The 24,680-nt window shown below is 63.6% G+C and carries 24 protein-coding genes; 7 read left to right on the top strand and 17 right to left on the bottom strand.

Annotated elements, in window-relative coordinates; all coding sequences use genetic code 11:
* The first annotated feature begins 3 nt into the window (after nucleotides 1-3).
* Nucleotides 4-903 carry a ubiquinone anaerobic biosynthesis protein UbiV gene (ubiV, locus tag OOJ09_RS10080; RefSeq protein ID WP_269905077.1) on the top strand — a complete coding sequence of 300 codons (900 nt, stop codon included), beginning with the start codon at nucleotides 4-6 and terminating at the stop codon, nucleotides 901-903.
* A gap of 155 nt (nucleotides 904-1,058) precedes the next feature.
* On the opposite strand, the gene OOJ09_RS10075 is transcribed toward ubiV, so the two are convergent.
* The 8 genes from OOJ09_RS10075 to OOJ09_RS10040 all read right to left on the bottom strand — a co-directional run bounded on the left by OOJ09_RS10075 (nucleotide 1,059) and on the right by OOJ09_RS10040 (nucleotide 9,520).
* Nucleotides 1,059-1,895: a sulfite exporter TauE/SafE family protein gene (locus OOJ09_RS10075; protein WP_269905076.1), complete on the bottom strand. Its 837-nt coding sequence runs from the start codon at nucleotides 1,893-1,895 to the stop codon at nucleotides 1,059-1,061.
* 128 nt (nucleotides 1,896-2,023) lie between these two features.
* Nucleotides 2,024-2,770 carry a pyridoxal 4-dehydrogenase, SDR-type gene (gene pldH, locus OOJ09_RS10070; protein ID WP_269905075.1) on the bottom strand — a complete coding sequence of 249 codons (747 nt, stop codon included), beginning with the start codon at nucleotides 2,768-2,770 and terminating at the stop codon, nucleotides 2,024-2,026.
* 38 nt (nucleotides 2,771-2,808) lie between these two features.
* A complete protein-coding gene (gene ppaT, locus OOJ09_RS10065; protein ID WP_269905074.1) occupies nucleotides 2,809-3,987 on the bottom strand; it encodes a pyridoxamine--pyruvate transaminase in 1,179 nt (392 codons plus the stop codon).
* Between the two features lie 25 nt (nucleotides 3,988-4,012).
* Nucleotides 4,013-4,819 carry a 4-pyridoxolactonase gene (pldA, locus tag OOJ09_RS10060; protein ID WP_269905073.1) on the bottom strand — a complete coding sequence of 269 codons (807 nt, stop codon included), beginning with the start codon at nucleotides 4,817-4,819 and terminating at the stop codon, nucleotides 4,013-4,015.
* 47 nt (nucleotides 4,820-4,866) lie between these two features.
* A complete protein-coding gene (locus tag OOJ09_RS10055; RefSeq protein ID WP_269905072.1) occupies nucleotides 4,867-5,802 on the bottom strand; it encodes a putative B6 ABC transporter permease subunit 1 in 936 nt (311 codons plus the stop codon).
* Between the two features lie 3 nt (nucleotides 5,803-5,805).
* Complete coding sequence (locus OOJ09_RS10050) at nucleotides 5,806-6,903, bottom strand: putative B6 ABC transporter permease subunit 2 (RefSeq protein WP_269905071.1); 1,098 nt, start codon at nucleotides 6,901-6,903, stop codon at nucleotides 5,806-5,808.
* Nucleotides 6,900-8,468: a putative B6 ABC transporter ATP-binding protein gene (locus OOJ09_RS10045; RefSeq protein WP_269905070.1), complete on the bottom strand. Its 1,569-nt coding sequence runs from the start codon at nucleotides 8,466-8,468 to the stop codon at nucleotides 6,900-6,902. The genes OOJ09_RS10050 and OOJ09_RS10045 overlap by 4 nt, the downstream gene beginning before the upstream one ends.
* A 77-nt stretch (nucleotides 8,469-8,545) precedes the next feature.
* On the bottom strand, nucleotides 8,546-9,520 hold the full coding sequence (locus OOJ09_RS10040) for a putative B6 ABC transporter substrate-binding protein (protein ID WP_269905069.1): 975 nt from the start codon (nucleotides 9,518-9,520) through the stop codon (nucleotides 8,546-8,548).
* Nucleotides 9,521-9,673: 153 nt separating this feature from the next.
* On the opposite strand from OOJ09_RS10040, the gene OOJ09_RS10035 reads away from it, so the two are divergent.
* Nucleotides 9,674-10,099, top strand: a complete 426-nt coding sequence (locus OOJ09_RS10035; RefSeq protein WP_269905068.1) for a hypothetical protein — start codon at nucleotides 9,674-9,676, stop codon at nucleotides 10,097-10,099.
* 38 nt (nucleotides 10,100-10,137) lie between these two features.
* On the opposite strand, the gene OOJ09_RS10030 is transcribed toward OOJ09_RS10035, so the two are convergent.
* The 9 genes from OOJ09_RS10030 to OOJ09_RS09990 all read right to left on the bottom strand — a co-directional run bounded on the left by OOJ09_RS10030 (nucleotide 10,138) and on the right by OOJ09_RS09990 (nucleotide 19,233).
* Entirely contained in the window at nucleotides 10,138-11,148 is a 1,011-nt protein-coding gene (locus tag OOJ09_RS10030) for an ABC transporter substrate-binding protein (RefSeq protein ID WP_269905067.1), read from the bottom strand.
* A 36-nt stretch (nucleotides 11,149-11,184) separates the two neighbouring features.
* A complete protein-coding gene (locus OOJ09_RS10025) occupies nucleotides 11,185-12,000 on the bottom strand; it encodes an ABC transporter permease (RefSeq protein ID WP_269905066.1) in 816 nt (271 codons plus the stop codon).
* Entirely contained in the window at nucleotides 11,997-12,827 is an 831-nt protein-coding gene (locus OOJ09_RS10020; RefSeq protein WP_269905065.1) for an ABC transporter ATP-binding protein, read from the bottom strand. The genes OOJ09_RS10025 and OOJ09_RS10020 overlap by 4 nt, the downstream gene beginning before the upstream one ends.
* 130 nt (nucleotides 12,828-12,957) lie before the next feature.
* Entirely contained in the window at nucleotides 12,958-13,887 is a 930-nt protein-coding gene (fhmpcd1, locus tag OOJ09_RS10015) for a 5-formyl-3-hydroxy-2-methylpyridine 4-carboxylate 5-dehydrogenase (RefSeq protein ID WP_333474464.1), read from the bottom strand.
* Nucleotides 13,887-14,507, bottom strand: a complete 621-nt coding sequence (locus OOJ09_RS10010; protein ID WP_269905063.1) for a glutathione S-transferase family protein — start codon at nucleotides 14,505-14,507, stop codon at nucleotides 13,887-13,889. The genes fhmpcd1 and OOJ09_RS10010 overlap by 1 nt, the downstream gene beginning before the upstream one ends.
* Nucleotides 14,508-14,533: 26 nt before the next feature.
* The gene (locus OOJ09_RS10005) at nucleotides 14,534-14,941 is read right to left on the bottom strand and encodes a RidA family protein (protein ID WP_091577694.1); all 408 of its coding nucleotides are present in this window, start codon (nucleotides 14,939-14,941) and stop codon (nucleotides 14,534-14,536) included.
* A gap of 9 nt (nucleotides 14,942-14,950) precedes the next feature.
* Nucleotides 14,951-16,078, bottom strand: coding sequence for an LVIVD repeat-containing protein (locus OOJ09_RS10000; RefSeq protein ID WP_269905062.1), 1,128 nt, complete (start codon nucleotides 16,076-16,078; stop codon nucleotides 14,951-14,953).
* An 85-nt stretch (nucleotides 16,079-16,163) separates the two neighbouring features.
* Nucleotides 16,164-17,315, bottom strand: coding sequence for a cupin domain-containing protein (locus tag OOJ09_RS09995; protein WP_269905061.1), 1,152 nt, complete (start codon nucleotides 17,313-17,315; stop codon nucleotides 16,164-16,166).
* Between the two features lie 289 nt (nucleotides 17,316-17,604).
* On the bottom strand, nucleotides 17,605-19,233 hold the full coding sequence (locus tag OOJ09_RS09990; RefSeq protein WP_269905060.1) for a GMC family oxidoreductase: 1,629 nt from the start codon (nucleotides 19,231-19,233) through the stop codon (nucleotides 17,605-17,607).
* A 200-nt stretch (nucleotides 19,234-19,433) separates the two neighbouring features.
* On the opposite strand from OOJ09_RS09990, the gene OOJ09_RS09985 reads away from it, so the two are divergent.
* From OOJ09_RS09985 to OOJ09_RS09965, 5 genes are all read left to right on the top strand, one after another.
* Nucleotides 19,434-20,111 (top strand): FadR/GntR family transcriptional regulator, encoded by a 678-nt coding sequence (locus tag OOJ09_RS09985; protein WP_269905059.1) that lies wholly within the window; start codon nucleotides 19,434-19,436, stop codon nucleotides 20,109-20,111.
* Between the two features lie 46 nt (nucleotides 20,112-20,157).
* Nucleotides 20,158-21,705: a GMC family oxidoreductase gene (locus OOJ09_RS09980; protein ID WP_269905058.1), complete on the top strand. Its 1,548-nt coding sequence runs from the start codon at nucleotides 20,158-20,160 to the stop codon at nucleotides 21,703-21,705.
* A 108-nt stretch (nucleotides 21,706-21,813) separates the two neighbouring features.
* Complete coding sequence (locus tag OOJ09_RS09975; RefSeq protein ID WP_269905057.1) at nucleotides 21,814-23,277, top strand: phospholipase D-like domain-containing protein; 1,464 nt, start codon at nucleotides 21,814-21,816, stop codon at nucleotides 23,275-23,277.
* A gap of 112 nt (nucleotides 23,278-23,389) precedes the next feature.
* Nucleotides 23,390-24,190: an endonuclease/exonuclease/phosphatase family protein gene (locus tag OOJ09_RS09970; protein WP_269905056.1), complete on the top strand. Its 801-nt coding sequence runs from the start codon at nucleotides 23,390-23,392 to the stop codon at nucleotides 24,188-24,190.
* Nucleotides 24,191-24,313: 123 nt separating this feature from the next.
* On the top strand, nucleotides 24,314-24,667 hold the full coding sequence (locus tag OOJ09_RS09965; protein WP_269905055.1) for a hypothetical protein: 354 nt from the start codon (nucleotides 24,314-24,316) through the stop codon (nucleotides 24,665-24,667).
* The last annotated feature ends 13 nt before the right edge of the window (nucleotides 24,668-24,680 follow it).

Raw genomic sequence — 24,680 nt, 5'->3', positions numbered from 1 at the left:
ATCTTGTCCGCAATTGCGTTGACGCTTGGGCCGGTGTTCTTCCACTGGTCGCCCGACCGCCTCTCGGACTTCTACCGCAGGATAGCAGACGAGGCTCCGATCGACCGCGTCCATGTCGGCGAAGTCGTCTGCGGCAAGCGGATGCCGTTTTCCGACCCGGCATGGCCCGAGATCATCGAACGCCTCGAGCGTGCGGGAAAGGAAGTGGTGCTCTCCACGCTGGCGGCGCCGGCAACCGTTCGGGAGCGCAGAAGCATCGAGGATCTCTGCACCGACGAACGGCTGGTGGAGATCAACGATGTCACCGCCCTGCCGTCACGCTCCGGCAAGCCCTTCGTGACCGGTCCGTTCCTGAACGTCTACAATGAGGCTTCCGCGCGGTTCCTGATCCAGCGCGGTGCCACAACGATATGCCCGCCCGTGGAATTGTCGCTCGCCGCCGTCGGCGCCATGGCCGGCGCATGTCCCGAGACGGAATTCGAGATTTTCGCCTTCGGCCGGCTGCCGCTGGCGCTTTCCGGCCGATGCTATCACGCGCGCATCCACGGCCTTCACAAGGATTCCTGCCAGTTTACCTGCGAAAGAGACCCGGATGGCCTTGCCGTCGACACGCTCGACGACCAGCAGTTCCTCGCGATCAATGGCGTGCAGACGCTCTCCAACCAGGTGCAGGCTTTCTGCCCGGCACCCGCGGATCTCACCTCCAGAGGCGTCCGGCGTATCCGCCTGTCTCCGCACACATGCGACATGGTCGAGGTGGCAAAGACCTATAGAGCGCTTGCCGACGGGAGAGAGGATCCCAAGGCTGCCCGCTTCATCCTCTCGTGCCTCGATCTGCCCAGCACGCTCGTCGATGGATACGCCCATGGCAAGCCCGGCTGGCAAGCAGCCACTTCGATCTGAAGATGGATTTCGAGCGGATTCCGACCAGTGGCGGAGTCGATCTGATCCTTGCGACAGGCGGAACCGTATTCGCCTTCAGGCCGGACGGCGTCACGTTCGGGCTCCGTTGTGCGATCGATTGAGACCAGCTTGCGCTCCCCAACCAAGGCCAGGATTCAGGAAAGCAACATCCGCCCGGCCGTGATCGCCAGGAAGAACGCAAAGGCAAGCTTCAGGTAGCGCGGGTTGAGCGCGTGGGCGAGCCTCGCGCCCAGGGGTGCGAACAGAAAGCTCACGGGCGCTATGATGGCTACTGCTGGCAGGCTGACGTAGCCCAGACTGAGCGGAGGCCGGCCGGCAACCTCGAGGCCCGACCAGATGAAGCCGGCCACGGCTGGAAGCGCGATAAGGAGGCCAAGCGCCGACGACGTGCCGATGGCTCGATGGACCGGAAAGGAAAAGCTGGAAAGCGTCGGCACCGAGAGCGTGCCGCCGCCAATTCCCATGAGCGAAGAGACAAAGCCGATGACAGAGGCAACCGCACGGTTGATCCAGCCGCTTTGCGGCAAGTGATCGGAGATCACAAGTGTCTTCGGCATCGCCATGTTGACGGCCACCAGCACGCCAACGAAGCCGAAAACCAGCCGCAAGCCGGCACCCGGGATGAATTTCGACATGATGCCGCCGATGAGGGCACTGACGAAAATAGCCGGTCCCCACAGATTGAGCAGAGGCCGATCGACATTGCCGCGCTTGTTGTGCGACCGCGTCGATGAGATCGAGGTAGGGATAATGACCGCAAGCGACGTCGCGACCGCCAGGTGACTGATCACGGTCGGCGAAAAGTGAAACAGCGTAAGCACCCAGAACAGCACGGGGACGATGACGATGCCACCGCCGACCCCCAGCAGGCCGGCGAGCACGCCTGACGCCACACCGGTTGCAGCCATGCCGGCGACCAGCATGGCAATCGTCAGCCCGTCGAACATCGACGTGTCGAACCCGAAATTCACGATGATCTTCCCCTTGATTGGCCGTCTATGTCAGGCCTTGCGGACAGGCTTTTGGCCATGCCCGTCCGCCGTTGCGACCCGATGCAAGTCGCCCCGAAGTGTGCAGCGGTATTGGGACGCGGCGCGCTCTAGTGGCGCACCATCCCGGCGTCGACATTGAGCGTCTGGCCGGTGATCCAGCGCGCATCGTCGGAGGCCAGGAACGAAACCACATCGGCGATATGTTCCGGCTGGCCCTTGCCTTTCATCGCCTGAAGCATCTCGACGAAGCCGAACGCTTCATTGTGCGGGCTCGCCTTGACGCCATCGCTCTCGATCAGGCCAGGCGTTACCGCGTTGGCGGTGATGTTGTATTTGCCGAGTTCCGTGGCGAGCGCCCTGGTGAAGCCGATGACCCCGCCCTTGGCCGCGACATAGGCCGCCATGTTCGGCGTGCCGGCAAAGAAGGTGTTGGATGCGATGCTGATCACCCGTCCGGCCTTGCCCGCCGCACGCATCTGGTCCGTGCCGGCGCGGCTGACAATGAAGGTGCCTGTCAGATTGACGTCGATGATCTTGCGCCAATGGTCGAGATCGACATCGTCCCAAGCGACGAACGGCACGATGCTGGCATTGTTGACCAGAATGTCGATGCCCCCGGTCAGGGCCTGGATTTCAGCGAACAGCGCCTTGACGGATGCCGGATCGGAAATGTCCGCGGCGATCGCCTTCGCCTTTCCGCCTATCGCCGCCGCCGCCGCCTTGGCGCCTTCTGCATTGATGTCGCTGACGATGACGGTTGCCCCGTCGGCGGCAAGCCGCGCCGCGATCGCCTTGCCGATACCCTGCGCGGCGCCCGTAACCAGGGCCGTCTTTCCCGCAAGCCGTTCAGTCATGAAAATACTCCCTCAATCCGTGATCTGGTGATGTCTGTTCAGGCGTCGGCGTCGATCACGGCCAGCGCGGCATCGATGCCTTTGCCGACCGCGAGAGTCTGCCCCGCCGCTTTCATGGCGCCGCCAAGCGCCGTCAGCGCCGCGATCGCATAGATCGGCTGGGCGGTCGGTCCCATATGGCCGATGCGCGTCAGCTTCCCCAATGTTTCGCCGCGCCCCGACGAAAACACCACGCCGTAGCGGGCCCGCGCCGCTTGGCGAAGCGCCTTCTCGTCGACGCCTGCGGGCGTGCGGACTGCGGTCGTGGTTGGCGATGCGATCTTGTCGTTGGCGGCCCAGATCGACAGGCCCATCGCGGCGACGCCCGCGCGCATGGCCTTGGCGGTGAGCGCGTGGCGCGCCCACACCGCCTCCGGTCCCTCACCAAGGTAGAGGTCGAGCGCGACGTCGAGCCCGCTCATCTCGGAGACGGACGGCGTGAATGGAAACGGCTCGTCCCTCGACCACGCATTTTCCCAGTCGACGATGCTCAGCATCGATGCGCGCGGCGCCAGGGGATTGGCCTTCATCTTGGCCCAGGCCCGCTCGCTGACGCCCATCATCGTGAGGCCGGGAGGCGCGCCAAGGCATTTGTTCGGGCCGGTGACATAGATATCGGCCTTGCAATCCTCCGGATGCGTCTTCATGCCGCCAAAGGACGAGACGGCGTCGACGATGAGATAAGCTCCATGCGCCGAAACCAGCGCGCCGATGGCGTCGATCGGATTGATGGTGCCAGACGGCGTGTCGTGGTGGCAGACGGAAACGACGGTGATTTCCGGATGCGCCTTCAGCATTGCCGCGACCGCCAGCGGGTCGATCGCCTCGTTGTAGGGCACTTCGATCTCGAGCAGATGTGGCGAATAGCGCTTCGCCCAATAGCCAAACCCCTTGCCGTAAACGCCGGAGGCAAGGTTGAGCACAACGTCGTCGGGCGCGATCAGGGAGGCGGCGGCGGCCTCCAGGCCAAGCACCGGCTCGCCATGCAGAATGACCGGCCTGTTCGAGAGCCGCATCGCCTTCTGCGCCTTGCCGATCACCTTCTCGTAAAAGAGCTGGAACGCGGGATCGTAGTCGTAGAGCACCGTGCGACCGAGGCCGCGCAGTACGTCAGGATAGGCATTCACCGGCCCTGAGGTGAGCGTGATGACTGGTTCGGCATGGTCGGAATAGCGCATGGTCTTGTCTCCGCAGTGATGACGGTCAGCCGTAGAATTGCGTGCCGGTCCGGTAGGTCTTGAAGTTGTCCATGTCGTGCGAATACATCAGCTCGGCGCCATGGTCCTCGGCGAGCTTCTTCACCCTGCGCATCGAATTGACGCCCGCCACCGGATCGATGTGGAAGGATGCCTGGCACAGCGTTTCAAGGCTCTTCTGCGTGTAGGCGGCATCGATGGTGAACATGATCGGCTTGCGTTTGGGGAACTCCACCAGCAGGCTGTAGTGGCCGATCGAGTGGCCGGGCGTCGAGATCAGCTTGACGCCCCTGGCGAGGTCGGCGTCGCCGTCGATGCCCTCGAAGGTCGAGTTGGCGCGCGTCGTGCCCTCCAGCAGCTGCGCGGTCGCGCCACGCGCCTCCGCCGCTTCCGCCGAGAAGCTCAGGTCGGAATAGCCAAGATGTTCGAAAGGCTGCGGATTGCAGGCCTGCGGCACCTCGCTCCGGTGGCAGATCTTCTTGGCATGCGGAAAATACTTGTTGCCGCCGCAATGGTCGAAATGGAAATGCGAATTGACAACGACGTCGATGTCCTTCGGTTCGAGGCCGAGCAGCGCCAGGGCGCCGGGGATGGTCTGGTGCTTTTCCTGGATCGGCTTTTCGAAAGGCAGCACCTTCATCACGTGATCGTAGTCGTAGCCGGTGTCGATGAGAAACCGGCCCTCGGCATGCTCGATCAGGATCGAATAGACGGGGAAGCGCACCTCGCCGCCAGGGCCCCGGTTCCAGAACACGTGATACCCGTCGAGAACGAGCGAGCCGCCGTCGAGCAGGTAGACCTTGGTATCCGACATTCTTGCCTCCTGTTTTGGCGCGGGTCCCGTCCGCGCGTGAATGGTCGTCAGCGCGCGCCGCGCTCGTATGGAATGCCAAGCGCCGCCGGCAGGCTGGCGCGCCGGCCGAACAGCACCAGCATGATCATCACCGCCAGGAACGGCAGCATCTGGATGATGTCGGTCGGTATGTTGATGCCGGCCACCTGCATCGCCGTCGTCAGCGACAGGCAGACGCCGAACAGCAGCGCGCCGAACAGCACCCAGATCGGGCGACCGCGCGCCAGCATGGCCAGCACGATGCCGAGAAAGCCCGCACCATTGGTGATGAAAGGAATGAACAGCCCGGCTCCGACATTGGCCAGATAGGCGCCGCCGAGCCCGGCCAGCGCTCCGGTCGTCAATACGGCGACGGTGCGGGTTCGCACGACGTCGATGCCGGCGACATCGAGCGCGGCCGGCTTGTCGCCCGCGGCCTGCAGGTTGAGGCCCAGCTGCGTGCGCCGGTAGACGTAGCCCATGCCGAAAACCAGCGCGACCGCCAGATAGACGATAAGGTGCTGCTTGAAGAGCGCTGGCCCAATCACCGGAATGTCCGACAACAGCGGAATGACCGTCACTTCCGCCGCCGGCAGGCGCGGATAGCTCCGCGAGAACTGGAAATGGTGGAGCAGTGCCGTGAGACCCTCCAGTCCCAAGGTCAGCGCGATACCAATGACGATCTGGTTCAGCCCGATGCGCACGCAAAGCAGCGCCATGACGAGCGCCACCGCGACGCCGCCGGCCGCACCGGTGAGAAAGCCCAACCACAGCGACCCGGAATAGAAGGCGCCGACAAAACCGAGATAGGCGCCGGCCAGCATCATGCCTTCGATGCCGATGTTGAGCACGCCGGCCTTTTCCGACATCTGCTCGCCAAGTCCGGCAAGCAGCAGCGGGATTGCCGCGGTGACCGCGCCGAACAGCAGCGCGCTGAGAAAGACTTCGCTGAACAGCCCGGTCATGCCTCAGGCCTTTCTCGATTGGCTGTAGCGGTGATCGACATACTCGGCGAGAGCGAGCACGATCAGCACGATGGACACCAGCACCAGGGTGAAATGATTTGGCACGCCAAGCCGCCGCGCCGCGCTCTCGCCGCCGATCGACAGCACCGAAAGCAGGAACACGAAACCGATGGCCGCAAAGCCGTTCATGCGGGCGAGAAAAACGGCTGGAATCACGGCAAGCCCGTAGGCGGGATTCCAGTCGGCGCGGACATTGCCCTGCACGCCGATGATGTCGACGGCGCCGGCAAGGCCAGCCAGCCCGGCCGAAATGGCGAAGACAGCGATGGTCAGGCCGGGGACGCCGAGCCCTGAGTGAACCGCCGCGCGTGGATTGGCGCCGACGATCCTCAGCTTCAGCCCGAATGCCGTGCGCGTCATCACCAGATGCACGATGATGATCGCCGCCAACCCAAGCAGCAGGCCGCTGGTGATGGTCGTTTCGAACAGGCGCGGCAGCCGGTCTTCCACCGGCAGCGTCCGGGTCTGCGGCACGGTCGTGCCTGGATCGCGAAACACCAGCTTGACCAGCACATTGGCGAGCGACGTGCCGAGGAACGTCATCATCAGCGTGGTGATGATCTCGTTGACGCCCTGATAGGCACGCAGCAGAGCCGGCACCAGGGACCAGGTCATCGCCACCACCATGGCGATGAGAAACGAGCAGAACAGCGCCAGCCAGGCCGGCATGATCTGAACGAGCACTGGGGCGCTGGCCGCCGCCGTCACCGCGCCGAGCAGGAACTGGCCGTCGCCACCGAGATTCCACATGCCCGCGCGAAAGGCCACGATGAGGCCGGCGGCAAGAAACAGCAGCGGCGCCATGCGCGTCAGCGTCTGCTGGATGCCGAGCGGCGAGAACAGACCCTTCTCCAGCACGTAGCCATAATAGGCGAGCGGGTCGACGCCGACGGCAAGCAGGATGCAGCCGGCGATGACGAGAGCGGCAAGGATCGGGCCGAGCGTCATCAGCAACCGATGCAGGATGTCGCGGCGCGTCGCCGCCCCGCTCGTGGCATCGAGTGCGGTCGCACTGACCGTGGGCGCGGTATCGATGCTCATGCGGCAAGTCCGATCATCAGGCGACCGACCTTGGTGCGGGCGTCGTCGGCATTGTCGACGATACCGACCAGCGCTCCGTTCGCGATGACGGCGATGCGGTCGCACATGCTCAGCAATTCCTCGAGGTCGGTGGAGATGAGCAGCACGGCAAGGCCACGCGCCGCCGTGTCGCGGATGCGCTGGCGCGACGCCAGTGTGTTGGCGAGATCGAGCCCATAGGTCGGCTTGTTGAAGATCACCACCTTGGCGCCCTCCGCCAGTTCGCGCGCCAGAAGCACCTTCTGGATGTTGCCGCCGGACAGCCGGGCGACCGGCGTCTTCAGGCTTGGCGTGCGCACATCGTATTCGCGCACGAGCTGGGCGGAGCGCTTGTCGATCTCCGCGCGCTGCTCGACGCCATTGCGCCAGAACGGAGCCGCGCCGACCTGCTTGAGGAAGAAGTTGATCGAGACCGGGAAGGTGCCGACAGTGCCTTCGCCCAGCCGGTCGTCGGTCAGGTAGCGAAGGCCGCGCTGGCGGCGTTCGCCGACGCTCAGCGTCTCGATGGCGGCACCGTCCAGCCGCACTGAACCACTGGTGGTCGCGCGCTGGCCGGCCAGCGCTTCCGCGAGCTGTTTCTGACCATTGCCGTCGATGCCGGCTATGCCCAGGATCTCGCCTGGGCGGATGTCGAAGGAGATCGACGACAGGCCTGGTGCATTGTCCGTTGGCGCCACCGCCAGATCCGCCACCCGAAGCAGCGGAGCCGCTTCGGCGTGGACTGTACGGACCGGACGTTCGACAGCTTCCGGATCATCCTTCTGCTGGCCGAACATCAATTCCACGATCTCCGAGATGATCTCCTGCTCGCCCAGCGCCCGAAACCGCTCGGGCGGGATCTCGCCGACCTTGCGGCCGAGCTTCAGCACCGAGATGCGGTCGCCGAAGGCCGCCGCCTCCTTGAGCTTGTGGGTGATGAAGACGATCGCCAGGCCCTGCTCGACGAGGCGGCGCATCAGCGCGCCCAGTTCGTCGATGCCCTTCGGCGTCAGCATGGATGTGGACTCGTCAAGGATGAGCAGCCGGCTGTTGCGCACCATTGCGCGCAGGATCTCGACCTGCTGCTGCTCGCCCAGCGAAAGCTCCGATACCTTGGCATGCAGCTTGATGGTGATGCCGAGCGTGCTGGTGATCTCGGCGACGCGCGCCGCCAGTTCCTCGGTCCTCGGGCGCTGCCACCACGGCCCGCCAAGCAAGAGGTTTTCCGCCACCGTCAGCGTCGGCACCAGCATCATGTGCTGGAATACGGTCCCGATGCCGAGTGCCAGCGCATGGCGTGGCGAGGTGATCGGGGTCGGTTTGCCATCGACCACTATGCGTCCCTCGTCGGGCTGCTGCAGGCCGGACAACATGCCGATCAACGTCGATTTTCCGGCACCGTTCTCGCCAAGCAGCACATGCACCTCGCCTGGACGGATCGCCAGGTCGATGCTGTCGTTGGCGACGATGCCGGGGAAGCGTTTGGTCACGCCTTCAAGCGCGACGATGTCACGCCCGGCGGCAGACGATGAAGAAAAACTGCTCATGAAAGCCCAGTACCAGAAAATGGGAATCGTCCGGAGGGGTGAACGGATCACCCCTCCGGCAGTCGACCTTGATCGCCTTACTGGGCGACGCTTGTCATCAGCGCCCTGACGGCGGCCGCGTCATAGACCGGATCGACCTTGATCTTGCCGGAAATGACGTCTTCGCGCAGCGCCTGGATTTCCGCCCAGACATTGTCCGGGATCGCGGCGGTTTTGAGAAGCTTGACCGAATCGTCCTTGAGGCCGATCGTATAGTGTCTGGTGCCGAAGGTGTCGGCCTTCAGGTCGGCGATCATCGCCGCGTAGACCGGCTCGATGTTCCACACCACCGACGACAGCAGGAAGCCCTTGTCGATCGGCGACTTGTCGCCGATGACGTCGATGAAATAGACCTTGCCGCCATCGGCTGCCTTGGTCGTCTCGACCGCCTGCAGCATGCCGAAGCTCGAACCGTTGCCCTGCCCGAAGATGATGTCGGCGCCCGATGCGATCACGCTTTCGGTGACGCGCTTGCCGCCGGCCGCATCGCTGTAGGCGGCCGGTCCGATCACCGCATAGGTGATCTTGACGGCCGGGTTCTCCGCCTTCACGCCCTGCGCGAACGCCGCAGACTGCGAATTCCACGATGGCGGCTCACCCGACACCACGATGCCGACCGACTTGGAGCGCGACACCTTGGCGGCGAGACGGCCGGCGAGATAGGCACCCTGGTGGCCGCTCAGCGTGTAGTCGGCGACGAGGCCCTTCTCCAGGCCGTTCGGCGTATCGACGATCGCCACCGGAACCTTCAATTCCTTGGCGATCTCGGGAGCCGAGGTGTTGTAGCCGCTGGCGTGGGCGATCAGCAGGCTGGCGCCGTCGGACGCAAGTTCGCGCAATGTCGGGCGAACGTCGCCATAGCCGAGGCCCTGGGCCACGACCACTTCGACGCCGGCGGCCTTGCCCGCCGCCTTGGCGGCGTCGATGCCTTGCTGGTTCCAGCCATAATCCGTGCCTTCTTCGGGCGTCAGGATGGCAATCGACTTGATCTCGGCGGCAAGCGCACCGCTCATCAAGACGCTGCTCAATATAACTGCACTTACACTGCTCTTAAGAAGCTTTAACATGTTACCCTCTCTGTTTGATTTACCAATCAATATTCTTATTGTTATTGCGCGAAAGCGAGATAGACTGCCCAAGAAAATTACCTATGGAGCTCAGGCAAAGTGAAAATCCGTTATGTCCTTCCGGTGATGCTGGCGTTCTCGTCCTTCGCCAACGCGGTTGAGTTGCACCATGTCACCGTCCGCACCGGCACTGACGGGCTCGACATGGTGCCGTTGACGATTTCGAATGCGGGCGGCGAAGGCCTGTCCTGCAACGCCGACTTCGCCCACTGGTATTCAGCCGGGATCGCGACGGTCGAACCGGGCAGGAGCGCCCGCGTCGAACTCTGGTTCGATGCGAAGACCGGCACGTTCACGATCCTCAACGACAAGCGCGAGAACCTGCCCGTCGAGCGGCTTTGGTGCGGCCTGTCGGGCCGCGCATATGCCACCCGCGTGCAGATCACGCTGGATCGCGCCGACGCCGCCAAAGGCGAGCGCGCCGTGTCCTGCACCATGGCGCAGGACAGCCTGGTCTGCCGGTAGGCGGTCATCGACCTGTCCGCTCGAACACCGCGCGCCCCTTATTCTTTCGCCAGGAATGTGTCGGTGAAGACATCGTCCGCGGACAGGGCTGTCTTGAGCACGCCCTGATCCGTGAGCGTCTTCAAGGTTTCCTCCCACTGCGTCTTCGTCATCCAGCCGAGACCGTGTTCCTTGGTATCGGGGCTGGTGAACGTCGATGCGATGTCGGCCTTGATCTGCGCCAGCAAGACGTCCTTCTTGTCCGCATAACCCGGGGCGGCCTTGGCCGTAATCTCGGCGGCCTCTTCCGGATGAGCAACGACATAGTCGAAGGCTTCCCTGTAAGCCTTGACGAAGCGGTGCACGATTTCGGGCTTGTCCTTGATCATCTTCTGCGAGGTGAACAGGCCAGAGCCATAGGCCTTCCAGCCATGATCCGAGCCCATCATGATGCTGAGCGAACCGGGACCGCCGGCCTTGGCCTCCAGTTCGGGAACCTCGGCATCGACATAGCCGACCACGGTCTGGACACGGCCGAGCAGCAGGTAGCTCTCATAGGGCGGCGAGACGCTGTTCAGCGTCATGTCCTTTTCGGTCAGGCCGTTGGCGGCCAGGAAGCCCTTGAAAAAGATGTAAGTGGAGCCGGCGGGATGAATGCCGATGGTCAGCCCCTTGAGGTCGGAGGGCTTTGCGAGCTTCACCGTCTTGGCCAGCGAAATGACTGCCAGCGGCGAGTGCTGGTTGACGGCCGCCAGCGCCACGACCGGAACATTCTGCGACCGTGCGACGGCGAGCGTGGGAAGATCGCCGAATCCGAAATCCGCGTTCTCATTGCCCACCAGCCGCATCGCGTCGGGCGAGCCGGACCCCTTGCGTATCTCGGCCACATCGATGTCGTTCTTGGCGAAGAAGCCCTTTTCCTTGCCGACGAAGAACATGGCGTGATTGCCGCGCACCACCCAGTCGAGCTGGACGTTGACCTTGTCGGCCGCCAGGGCCGCATTGGACAAGCCGATGGCACCGACAAACGCCGCGACGGCAGCGGCCTTGATAAGTGAACGTCTCAGCATTTTTGTTCCCTTTTGTGGTGTTGGTTGTTCGAGGGCCTAGGCCTGGCTGAATTTCGGCGCCCACGGCACCACGATGCGTTCGAGAATTTCGGCGGCGTAGTAGAAGGCGATGCCGAGCACGGAAACGAGCAGCAGCGCCGCAAAGACCAGCGCCGTATCGAGCTGGGTCGAAGCGAACTGGATAACGTAGCCGAGACCGTCCGAGGCGCCGGCGAATTCGCCGACAATGGCGCCGATCACACTCAAGGTGGCGGCGATCTTGGTTCCGGCCATCAGATTTGGCAGCGAGTGCGGGACGCGGATCCTGAACAGGATCTGCGTCGGACTGGCACCGACCGAATTCATCAGCGACAGCAGCGAGCGGTCGACCGATTGCATGCCCGCCAGCATCGACAATGTCACCGGAAAGAAGGCGATGACGAGGATCAGGCCGATCTTGGGCGCGAGCCCATAACCGAACCACAGGATGAAGATCGGCGCGAGTGCCATCTTGGGCACATTCTGGAACAGCACCACCAGTGGGTAGAGCGCTCGGCCCAGCCAATCGAAACGCACGATGACCAGCGCGATTGCAATGCCGACCACCACCGAAACCAGGAAGCCGAACAGGATCTCGCCCGCCGTCACCAGCGTCGCCTGCATCAGCGTGCCCCATTGCGCGACAAGCGATTGCGCGATCTCGGACGGGGCGGGAACGACGAAGGCGGATATGGCAAATATCCGCACGGCGGCTTCCCACACCACGATCGTCACCAGCAGGAGGATGACCGCTGGAAGCCAGCTGCCCGTCGCGGCACTCCAGCCCGAAACGAGCCGCGGCTCGGAGAGATTCGTGATGGGTTGCTCGCTCAAGACGCGCCTCCCGGCTGATGGCTGGAGCGCAGCATCGTGCGCAGCTGCACCACCAGCCTGACGAATTCCGGATCCTCGGTGACCGACAGGTCGCGTGGATAGGGCAGCGCAATGTCCAGGCTTTCGGTGATCCGCCCCGGCTTGATCCCCAGCACATGAACATGGCGGGACAGGTGAATGGCCTCGTCGATGGAATGGGTCACGAGCACGATCGTCTTGCCGGTGCGCTGCCAGATCTCCAGCAACGATTGACCCATGGAATCGCGGGTGATGGCGTCGAGCGCGCCGAACGGTTCGTCCATCAGCAGGACCGCCGGGTCGAGCGCCAGGGCTCGGGCGATGGCGACGCGCTGCCGCATGCCGCCCGACAGTTCGTTTGGGCGCTTGTGGGCGCTGTCGCCCAGTCCTACCAGCTCCAGCATCTCCTGCCCGCGCGCCCGCAAGTCCGAGCGCGACAGCGACTTGTCAGCGATGCTGAGCAGCATCGAGGCATTGTCGACGGCGTTCTTCCACGGCAGCAGGTTGGCGTCCTGAAAGACGAGGCCGATCATCCGCTTGCGCGTTGCCTCGGCCGGCGCGAGCCCGGCGATGGAAACGCTGCCCTGGCTCGGCTGCACCAGCCCGGCCAGCACCTTGAGCAGGGTGCTCTTCCCACAACCGGACGGACCGATGAGTGATACGAACGACCCCTTCGGCACCGCAAGATCGATGTTCTGGAGGACCAGTTGCCGGCCCATGACCACCGAAACGCCCTTGGTCGAGATGAGGTCGTCATGGCGGATGTGGGGCGGTCTGTCGCCGGCTGCCCGGATGGTTTCAATGCGCATGGCTGGTCGCCCCGCGCGCTGTTTCCGGCCGCGCCAGCGCCGTCTCGGTCGCGAAGGCGGCCTTCACACAAACGGCCGACCAGCGGAACTCCCCAAACCGGCCGGCCCTCCGCGCACTGTGTGACATAGGCTACTCCCGGCCTTCCAGGATGCGCCGCACCGCGACGAGCTTGCGCGCCCGTTCGCCTTGCAGCGCCTTTGTCTGCTCGGGTGTGTAGGAGAACATCCCCTCGCCCGACTTGATGCCGAACTTCGACGCACCGGTCTTCTCCAGCACCATCGGCGCGACATCGTCGCGGTTGGAGAGGTCGGCATTCAGGAAGGATGAGACGGATTTGTAGATATCCAGCCCCGCCATATCGAGCAGCGCCATGGGCCCGATGACGGCGATCTTGTAACCGATGCCCCAGGATACGCAGGTGTCGAGATCTTCCGGTTCGATCACGCCGCGCTCGACCAGGTCGACCGCCTCGCGCAGCAGCGCATACAGCACGCGGTTCTCGACGAAGCCCGGAACATCCTTTTTCACCACCACCGGCAGCAGGCCGATCGAGCGGATAAGGTCACGGATCGTCGCCACGGTTTCAGGAGCGGTCTTTTTGCCGCCGATCACCTCGATCATCGGAATGATGTGCGGCGGGTTCGACCAGTGCATGCCCACCATCCGCTCGGGATGCGAGATGTGCGCCTGCAGTTTGGTGATCGGGATGCCCGACGTGTCGGACGCGACGATGACGGACGGGCCAATCAGCGGATCGATGTTACGATAGGTCTGCGCCTTGATGTCGATATTCTCCGGCACATTCTCGATGACCAGCTCGGCGCCATCAACGGCCTCGGCGATCGTCTCGACGAAACGCACGCTGCCGGCGCCTGTCGCGGGCGACTTGATGTCGAGACGGTCGAGCACGCCGCCGGCAAGATCAAGCATGCCCCGGGCACGCTCGACAGCCACCGGCGAAACATCATACGCCGTGACATCGAGCCCGCCACGCGAAAGCCGCGCGGCAATGCCCGGACCCATCGTACCCAATCCGATGAGGGCGGCGCGCTTGATCATCATGCGGCCTTTGCCGGGGCCGCGGCGATTGCCGCCTTGAAGGCCGGGCGAGCGGCGATCGCGGCCACCCAACGCTCCAGATTGGGCATCGACGGCCGGTCTATCTTGAAGTCGACGCAGCGCTTCAGGATCGGCGCGCAGGCGATGTCGGCAAGGGTCAGTTTGCCGAGCGCCAGGAAATCCTTGCCGGCCAGGTGGCCGTCGACGATCTTGAGCTGCGCCACAAGGTCCTTCACCTGTTCCTTGTATTCGGCGGTCTGTTCCTCGGGCGTGAGCTTCGCGCCTTTGAAGGCAGCCAGATAGCCGGGATTGATGGCAGCCAGCAGGAAATCCATCCAGCGCTCGACTTCGGTCTTTTCCGCCGGCGTGGCGCCATTCAGGTGTTCACCGCCGGATGCCGCGAGATAGCGCAGGATCGTGTTGGACTCCCAGATCACGGTGTCGCCGTCGACCAGCGTCGGGACCTTCGAGGTCGGGTTGAGCGCCTTGTATTCCGCCGTCTGCGTGTTCTCGAACTGGCGGCCGTAATCCTCACGCGTGTACGCGGCGCCAAGCTCCTCGAGCATGAAGAGCACCTTTTGAACGTTGCCTGATGTCTGGCGGCCTAAGAGCTTGTACATGTCGTCTCCTCGATTGTGTCCAGGGCCTACTTGCCGGCCGGCAGCGGCTTGTAGACGATGGCGTCCATTTCGATCTTGGTGTTGATGACCGCCTTTGCCTCGACGGTCGTGCGCGCCAGCACCGCGTCGCCGATCCCTTCGAGGAACGCCTTGTTGTAGCGGCCGAAATCGCGCGTATCCTCGAGATAGGTGGTGATCCGGACGACATCCGACAGCGTCGCGCCTTCATGCGCGATGACGCGCGCTATGGTCTTCAGCGTGGCCAGCGTCTCTTCCTCGATCGTACCGCTGATCATGTTGTTGTTCTCGTCCTTCGGCACCTGGCCGGAGACGAAGATGAAATCGCCGGCACGCACCGCCGGATGAAACGGCAGGTTCGGATTCTTCTTGCCGATGGCGTAGTGGCTGGCGGATTTTCGCGTGCTGTCGCTCAATGCCTGCTCCTAGAGAACGCTGGTTTCGATGATGTCGACGCCACGGATGCGGTCGATCAGATAGACGATGCCGCGGTCGTCGATGGTCACGTCGTTGGACGAGGAACGCTCCGCGCCTTCCGGCGCGTCGGGCACGAAATGGCCGACTTCCTTTGGCGCGAACGGGTCGGCGATGTCGACCAGCCGCAGGCCCTGCGCGAACCACGCAAACGGAATGACGCTTCCGCTGAAGCGCTCGGAAGGCTGGTGACAGCCCGTCATCGGCGGTTGCGGCGCGCCGTCCGGGTCGAGGCCTGGCACCTGGAATGTCGAGATCGGCAAGGGGTTCGTCTCGTCGGTGATGTCGTAGATCCAGGTAAAGGCCGGCGGCGAGGGTCGGAGTTTGGCAACATCCTCGTCCGCCACCACCATGATGTTGCGGCCCTTGAGCAACTGCGGGATCGGCAGGCATGTGTGCGTGGGATGCGGAAAGCTCGGGCTTGAATTGACGTGCGAGACCAGCTTCGGCTTCGTGATGTCCGAAATGTCGAGGATGAACAGGCCGTGATGCCAATAGCTGACATAGAGCCTGTCGCCCATGCGCAGCGGATGATGGCAGCGCGGCGTGACGTAATCGTGCCACGGGTACTCTTCGCCGCCGCCGGTCCACTGGCCGGGTATCCACCAGCGCCCGACCTCGACCGGGTGTGCCGGATCGATCAGGTCGAGGATCATGACGATGTTTCCGACATAGCCGTCGGCGGTTGGCGAGATGTAGGCGTAGCGGCCATCGTAATCATATCGATGCACGCCATGGCCGCCCGTCATCCACTTCGAGATGAGCTTCGGCTCCGCCGGCCGTGTCGTGTCGTAGAGCGCCAGCCCGCCGCCGAAGTCGGCCGGGCCTTCCTTGCCGAAGCGCTCATGGTTGATGATCATCAGCCCGTCCTTGGCGCGCACCTTGTGCGAGTGCCAGCCCGGAGGGACATCGATCGTGGCTATCTTGCGCGGATTGCGCGGGTCGGAAATATCGACCAGCGTCGTGCCGCTCGGCGGACGCATGTGGCCAATATAGAGGATGTTGCCGTCGACCCAGACCTGGCCACCGCCTGGACAGTCGACATGGCCGATCTGCTTGGTGTTGAACGCCGAAACCAAATGCGTACGCCCTTGCTGCTGAAACGTCTTTTTCGATGTCCGCGCCGCCATTGGCGGCGCGACATTGCTTGCCGGAAGACCGGGATCAGGCGAGGCGAAGCAGATCGCCGGCCTGGTTGCGGCCCCAGCGCTTGTAGAGGAGCAGCGCCTTCTGGGTCGGCGCATCGGTCGCGCCGAAGAAGATCACCGGCTCCGTCGCGGAGCCATTGACGTGCTCGACCCACGAGCCACCCGGTATGGCGATGGTGTCGAACTGTTTCCAGTCGTAGCGCTTGCCGTCGATGATCGAATGGCCATTGCCGCGGAACGGCGCCAAAAGCAGGCTGGCGGTCTCTCGCTGCGGCAGCGTCTTCTCACCCGGGCGCAGCATCTGAACGTAGAAATTGATGGTGTGGAAGACCGGCCCGCCGGTGGTCGGATCGATATAGTCGACGACGATGCCCTCATGAGGGTCGCCGTCCCAATCCTTGTGGGCGTCGAGGACCGCTTCCATCTTCTCCCAGCGGTAGACATACATCGGCGACGACAGGCCGCCGCCGCGCTTGTGGTCGACGAAGCGCGGCATCAGGCCGCCCTGGCCATAGATGCGCTGTGAGTAGTCGTTCGGATAGCGCGCGGTCTGCACCTTCTTCTCGACTTCCTTGCCGTCGACCATCTCGGTGTATTTGTGATCGAAATGGACGGCATGCAGCGTCTCGACCAGCGGCAGGTCGAGCACCGATAGGTTGACCGCCTGCTCGCCGCCGACGGTGCCGTGATTGTGCCAGGCGTCGTTGGGCGTCAGCACCATGTCGCCCGGGCCGAAGACCACGTCCTCGCCCTCGACGCCGGTGAAGTTGCCCTTGCCGGTCAGGCCGAAGCGGATGGCGCTCGGCGAATGCTTGTGCGGCGGCATGATCTCGTCCGGATCATTCAGGCGGTAGGCGGTGTACATCGTGCTGACCGATGCACGCTTGGGCGCAAGGCCAGGATTGACCAGGATGAGCGAACGGCGCTCGCTGTCGTCCATGGTCACCAGTTCGGCGGCGCGCTGCAGCAGCGGTTCGATGTCCGAATAGGACCAAACGAAGGGAATGGCCTTCGACGTCGCCATCAGCTGTTTGATCTCGTCATGGTCGACGCCTTCCGACGTCGCCCAGAACGGAAACATGTTCTTTTCGTAGAGGGCGTCATAGAGGCCCTTGAGGGCCGCCTTCTTGTTGGTGAGCACATCGTTAGCTGGTTGCACCAGGGACATATCGGACACCTCTCGTCGCGAAGAAAATGCTTCTAACCAAATCAACCGTATTCGGATTGGTTTTACTCGACAATCCCCAAATTGCGAAATTTGAAAGTTTTTGGTTGAGATGCATTTTCGAGAGGCAAATGCCCAAAAACAGGCAGAAATGGCCAAAGATCGCACAAAATATGCTCATGGACACGAGTTGCGACCACTCCGCCGCCGCCATGCAAGATCATATGGCAGCTCAACCAACGTAGATTTTAATATCAACCAAACGATTTTGGTTGCATTCCAGCCGCCATTGTCAGGCCGCCACGCTCTGCTGAGCCCGGCTGCGGATCAGATCCGCGGCCTTTTCGGCGATCATGATGACCGCCGCATTGATGTTGCCGCAGACGAGATCCGGCATCACCGAAGCGTCCACGGCACGAAGTCCGGCTACGCCGCGCACCCGCAATTCCGGATCGACCACCGACTCCGCATCGACGCCCATGCGGCAGGTGCCGGCCGGATGATGCACGGTGATCGATGTCTTGCGGATATGCTCGTCGATTTCGTCGTCGCTCTCGCATTTCGGACCGGGGAAGAATTCCGCGCCAATGAACGGAGCCATGGACGGCTGGCTGGCAAGGTTGCGCGCGACACGAAAGCCGGCGCGAAGCGACTGCCAGTCGCGCTGCGAAGACAGGAAGTTCTGATGGATCAGCGGAGCGGCGAGCGGATCGCTCGACGCCAGGTTGACGCTGCCGCGGCTTTCCGGCTGCACGGCGACGATGCGTGTCGCGAAGCCATCGGCGAAGGGCGCCTTGAACGGGGGCATATAGGGCCATGCGGCAAGAGGCGCCGCGGTGAAAAGCAGCTGGACATCCGGCAACGGCCGGCTTGCATCGCTTTTCAGGAACGCCACGACCCCGCCAGGCACATCCCCCGAAAAGCCCTTTCCGGTGAGATAGGTCTTGACGAAATCGAACCCGATGCGATCGGCCCGCATCATCTTGAGAAACGGTCCCGGCTGCTTGCGCCGATACATCAGGATGACCGACACGTGGTCCTGCAGGTTCTTGCCGACCTGCCGGCGATCGACCTTGGTCTCGATGCCATGTGCCGCAAGTTCGGCGCTGTCACCGATCCCCGACAGCATCATGAGCTGCGGCGTATTGATGACGCCGCCGGCAAGCAGGACCTCACGCCGTGCCAGAACCTCGTATGTCGCGCCACCCCTGGTGTAGGCGATGCCCGTCGCACGCCCGTCCCTCAAGAGAATCCTCGTCGCCATCGCGCCGGTCAGCACCTTGACATTGCCGCGGCGCATGGCTGGCCGCAGATAGGCGGACGCGGTCGAGCAGCGGCGGCCGTTGGCAATTGTCATCTGCAGGCGGCCGAACCCCTCCTGTATGGCCCCGTTGTAGTCGTCGGTCTGCGGATATCCGGCATCCCGGCTGGCCGTGGCGAAGGCATCGATCAGTTCATCCTTGTAGCGGCAGAACTGGGTGCTCAGCGGCCCGCCGCCGCCGCGATACCGGCTTTCGCCTTTTTCCCAGCGCTCCTGCTTCTTGAAGTAGGGCAGCACCTTGTCGAACGACCAATCGGTCAGTCCGCTTGCCGCCCAGCGATCGTAATCGCCGCGATTGCCGCGCACGTAAGCCATGGCATTGGTGGAGGAAGAGCCGCCGATGACCTTGCCGCGCGCGCATTCGACCTTGCGCCCGCCGACATTGGCCTCGGGCTCGCAGAAGTACATCCAGTCGTGACGGCGCTCGGTCAGGATCTTGCCCCAGCCGAGCGGGATGTGGATCATCGGATCGCGGTCCCATTCCCCCGCCTCCAGCAGCAGCACGGAAACCGCTGGGTCCTCGCTCAGCCGGTTTGCCAGCACGCAGCCGGCCGAACCCGCGCCGACAATGACGTAGTCAAAGGTTTCGCCAGTCGGCATGCGTGATCCTCGGGAGAAGGACAGCCGCGATGGCGGCCGTCAACGAAGTCAGTCAACCATCGCGCAACTGGTGTTGTCAACCATCGCATGCAGATGTAGATTGGTTGAATTGGTTGAGTGCCGTTTCCATCGGGTTTCGTGTCACAATATGATAACCGGACGTTGAGTCGGCACCTGCCGATCGGACAGGAGATTTGGTTTTGAGCGCATTCGAGCCGCAGGTCGAACCATCGGATCTCGACGACATCATTGCCGCGGTCCGCCAGTTGCAACGGGGCGGCGGCAAACTTCCGTCCGAGCGCGATCTTGCGGAACATCTGAGCGTGAAGCGCCATCAGCTTCGCAAGGCGCTTGAAGTGCTGCGCCATTCAGGCGACCTCAAACCGGCGCGCGCCAGGCGGGCGCCGACCGCGCTGCCGAGATATGGGGAAGAACTGGTCAGGGTAACCAACCCGATCGAGGTTCTGGAATTGCGCCTGCTCATGGAGCCCGGCCTCGCCCGGCTGGCATCACTGCGCGCCTCCTCCTTCGAGACGGCGCGGATCATGGACGCCGCAACCACGCCGGAGAACGCCCCCTCGGGCGCGGTCGACTTCGCCTTCCATCTCGCCATCGTCGCCGCTGCCCGCAACCATCTCGCCGCGGAATTCTACAAGATGCTGCGTCAGGTCGGGGTCGATGCGCGGGTGAAGATCGCGCGTACCGCCGCGCCCACCTGTCCCAAGCGGATCGCCGAACGCGATGGCGAACATCGTCTGATTGCCGAAGCGATCTCGCAACGCGACCCGGAGGCGGCGGAAGCCGCCATGCGCGCGCATTTGCTGTCCGTGCAAAGACAGATCAACGAACGGTCGAATGCGGGCGCTTTTGCCGCATGATCGTTGCACGTTCTAGCCAACCAGCCTGCTCGCGGGGACTTTCAAATTGACACGCCATTTCGATGTGCTCGTCATCGGCGCGGGATCCGCCGGGGCGGTGGTGGCCAGCCGGCTGAGCGAGGACAGCTCGTGCCAGGTTGGCCTCATCGAGGCCGGCGTCATGCCATCCGATCCAGATATCGCCGACCCTCTGAAATGGACGATGCTGCAAGGCCGCGCCTACGACTGGGCCTACCGGACCGTGCCGCAACCGTTCACCGCCAACCGCGTCCATGAATGGCCGCGCGGAAAAATCGTCGGCGGTTCGAGTTGCCTGCATGCCATGGCCTATGTGCGTGGCCATCCCGATGATTTTGAACCCTGGGCGCAAGCGGGCGGCGAACGTTGGTCTTATCGAGGACTGTTGCCGGGCTTTGTCCGCAGCGAAGCCTTCACGGCCTTCGACGCGCCAGCACGCGGCCGCAACGGACCGCTGGACGTGTACCTGCCGGACGCCGAGGTCAGTCCGGTCGTGCGTGCCTACATCGCCGCCGGGCGAGCCATGGGGGTCCCCACCCTGACCGACCACAACAGCGGCGAACTGGTCGGCACCAGCCCCAATTCGCTCAACATCCGCGACGGCAACCGCCTGAGCGTCGCCGACGCCTATCTGCCCCCGGAGATCATGGCGCGGCCGAACCTCGCCTTGCTCACAGCCCACGAGGTCGAGCACCTAGTGCTGGATGGCCACCGGGCCACCGGCGTGGCTGTCGTCTGCAATGGAGATCCCATGACGGTTTCCGCCGACAGGATCGTTCTTTGCGCCGGCGCGGTGTCCTCGCCGCTTGTCCTCATGCGGTCGGGCATCGGCGATCCAGACACGCTGAAGCAGGCGGGCATCCGCTGCCTTGCCGACCGGCGCGATGTCGGCCGCAACCTGCAGGACCATCTGCTGGCGCTCGGCAATGTCTACGCCGCGAAAAAGCCGGTGCCTCCGTCCCGCCTGCAGCACTCCGAATCGCTGATGTACCTGCACAGCGACGACCCGACCCGTTCCGCGGGAAGTCCCGACATCGTGCTCGGCTGCGTCGTCGCTCCGTCAGCCGCGGATGGCTTGGGTGCGCCGCCCTATGGCTCCGCCTTCACGATCCTGTGCGGCGTCACCCATCCGACGAGCCGTGGGCGCATCGCGCCAGGCGGGCCGGGCCGCAGCGATGCGCCGGTCATCGATCCGCACTATCTCGAAACCGAGCACGACCGAGCGGTTTTCCGGATGGCCTTGAAGACGGCGCGCGCTGTTGGCCGTCACCCAGCGCTCGACGAATGGCGCGACGTGGAGGTTCTACCGGGATCATCCGTGCAATCGGATGACGATCTCGACGCTTTCATCGCCAAGGCAGCCTCCACGCATCATCATCCCGCCGGCACGTGCCGGATGGGCCAGGATGCCGACGCCGTCGTCGACCCCGACTTGCGGCTGAACGGCTTCGACAACATCTTTGTCGTCGACGCCTCGGTGATGCCGACGATCCCGAGCGGACCGATCAACGCCGCGATCGTCGCCATCGCGGAAAGCTGGGCGGCGTCTTCACCGGTTACCGCGTCGGCATCGTGATCCCCGACCCCGCGCAGCCTGTCTGAGACTCAGACCAGGCGGCGGCAAGCATGCCGAGCATGATCGGCCGCATTGCGTTCTGCAATCGCTCGCTGGATAGTCGCGGCCATGTTGGAGACCCTGGCGACTCACTGGCCACGATTCCTCGCGATCATTTCTGTGGTGATGGCGACCGTCGGCATTATCCACGCCGTCATGACGAAGGAGGATGTCCGCGCGGCCACCGGCTGGGTCGGCGTGATGGTGCTGTCGCCGATCCTTGGCGTGCTGATCTATGCCGTGGCCGGCATAAACCGCATTCGTCGCGCCTCGATCAGCGCGCAGCGCCCGCTGGCCAACGATGCGGCATCCGCCAAGCAAGACCGCGACATCGCCGCTGAAGAGGCCCTGATCGTCGAGCGATACGGGCCACGGTTCACCGGCTTGAGGACACTGGGCGACAGGGTGGCCCGGCGCGCGCTCAAGCCGGGAAATGCAATCACCGTGCTGGAGACGGGCGACGAGGCCTATGCCGCCATGCGCGCGGCGATCGATGGCGCCGAACGCAGCATCCTGCTCGAGACCTATATTTTCGACAATGACGCCGTCGGTTTGCTCTTCGTCGATGCCCTCGCCGGCGCCGTCCGGCGCGGCGTCACCGTCCGCGTGCTGATCGATGCCGTCGGCGCCCGCTACTCCGTGCCAAGCATCCTGGCACATCTGCGCGATTCCAACATCACCGCCGATGTTTTCAACGGCAACATCGTCATGGGCCTGCGCCTGCCCTACGCCAATCTGAGGACGCACCGGAAAATCCTCGTCGTCGACGGCACGGTCGCCTTTACCGGCGGCATGAACATCCGCAAGGGCTTCTCTGACGAGTTTGCCGGCTCCAGCAGCGCCAGGGACACGCATTTTCGGGTCACCGGCCCGGTTGTCGCCGATCTCTTCTCGGTTGCCGCCGAGGACTGGCGCTTCGCTGCCAGCGAGGCGCTGAAGGGCGATGCCTGGCGGATTGCCCCGCTGTCGCCGGCCCCCGGCCTGCCGATGCTGGTGCGGGCGGTGGCGTCCGGTCCGGACGCCAGCATCGAGACCAACCACAAGCTGCTGATCGGCGCATTCTCCGTCGCCCGCAAATCGATCCGCCTGATGTCGCCCTATTTCCTGCCGGACCGCGAACTGATCAGCGCCTTGACGACCGCGGCAAGGCGCGGCGTCGAGATCGACATCGTGGTGCCGGCGGTGAACAACCTCTTCCTGGTCGATCGCGCGATGACCGCGCAGTTCGATCAGGTCCTCAAGCATTACTGCCGCGTCTGGCGCAAGGAGGGACCCTTCGACCATTCGAAGCTGCTTTCGATCGACGGCGTGTGGGCCTATGTCGGCTCTTCCAATCTTGACGCCCGGTCGCTCCGGCTGAATTTCGAGATCGACCTCGAGGTCCTCGATACCGCCTTTGCCGGCGAGATCGAGACGCGGATCGGGTCGGCAATTACCTCCGCCGTGCCGGTCACGCTCGACTCCTTGCGGGCCCGGCCGTTCCTCATTCGACTGTTTGACCGGGTATTGTGGCTCGGCTCACCCTATCTCTAGGCAGGACAGGCTTGTTTCGGGAGCCCGCCTGTCATTGAACATACGCCGACGGATTCTATCTTGACTGTATCCAGGTTCTGAATCGAAGCCAGCAAGGACGAGCAGCACAGACATGCAGAGAACTGGACGCAGCCTCCCGGCAAGCATGCTTCTATCCATCCGCGACAGGAGGATGCGGAAGGCAAACGCCGCGTCGTCAACGAAGGCGGGCGCCACGGGAACACTGGTCGCCTCCTACAACGTCCACAAATGCATCGGTGTCGACCGCAAGTTCGATCCCGACCGCACCAGCCGCGTCATCCGCGAAATCGACCCGGATGTCATCGCGCTGCAGGAAGCGGACAACCGCTTCGGCGATCGCGACGGGCTTCTCGACCTGTCCCGTCTCGAACTGGAAACCGGTCTGGTGCCGGTGCCGATTGCGGCCAATGGCAAAGGGCACGGCTGGCACGGCAATGTTCTGCTGTTCAAGAAGGGCGTCGTTCGCGACGTGCATCAGATCAGGCTCCCGGGGCTGGAACCGCGCGGCGCCGTGGTGGCGGAAATCGATCTCGACGGAAACCAGACCTTGCGGGTCATCGCGGCCCATCTCGGATTGCTGCGCCGGTCGCGATCGCAGCAGGCCCAGGTCGTGCTGGACATCATGAACAGCCCCGACGAAACGCCAACGCTGCTGCTCGGCGATCTGAACGAATGGCGGCTTGGCAATCGCTCGTCACTGAAGACGCTGCATGTGACCTTTGGACCGCTGCCGCCGGCGGTTCCCACTTTCCCGTCGAACCTACCGCTGCTCGCACTCGACCGCATCATGGCCAACCGGCACGGGATGATCTCAGCCGTGGAAGCGCACGACACGCCGCTTTCGCGGGTTGCCTCGGATCACCTGCCGCTGACAGCCTTTGTTCGCCTGTAGGGCCATTGCCCCAGCCGTTGATGGCGAGCTTGACGCCCAACGCTCTGAAAAGCTTATGGATCGCTGGTGGAACGCTAAGTCTCTCCGCGAGTTGACGTAGCTGAAACCGCGAGAGGACGAGACATGAAAAAGTTATTCCTGGCTTCCATGGTGGCATTGGCCGCGACAGCCGCTGTTATTGCGCCAACGCAGGCCGCAAGTGTGATTATTCAGTCCGACGACAACAATCAGTATTCACCGGACGACCAGTCCGACAACGGCCAGATCGTCATTCGCCGCCATCATGACCGGCGGATCTATGACAACCAGGACAACCAGTATGGCAACGATCAGAACAGCGACGTGCAATATGGCGACTACAATGACGGCCAGTACCGTCGCCATCACCGGCATCACCGCTACCGCTGCCATATCGAGCTGATCAAGCACTGGCGCCACCACCACAGGGTGATCGAGCAGGTCCGCGTCTGCGGCTGATCTGATCTTTGCT

Origin of the sequence: Mesorhizobium qingshengii, assembly GCF_027563465.1 — a bacterium.
Classification (GTDB): Bacteria; Pseudomonadota; Alphaproteobacteria; order Rhizobiales; family Rhizobiaceae; genus Mesorhizobium; species Mesorhizobium qingshengii_A.
Note: the sequence above shows the minus strand (reverse complement) of the source record. Positions and strands in the feature narration are given on the sequence as shown.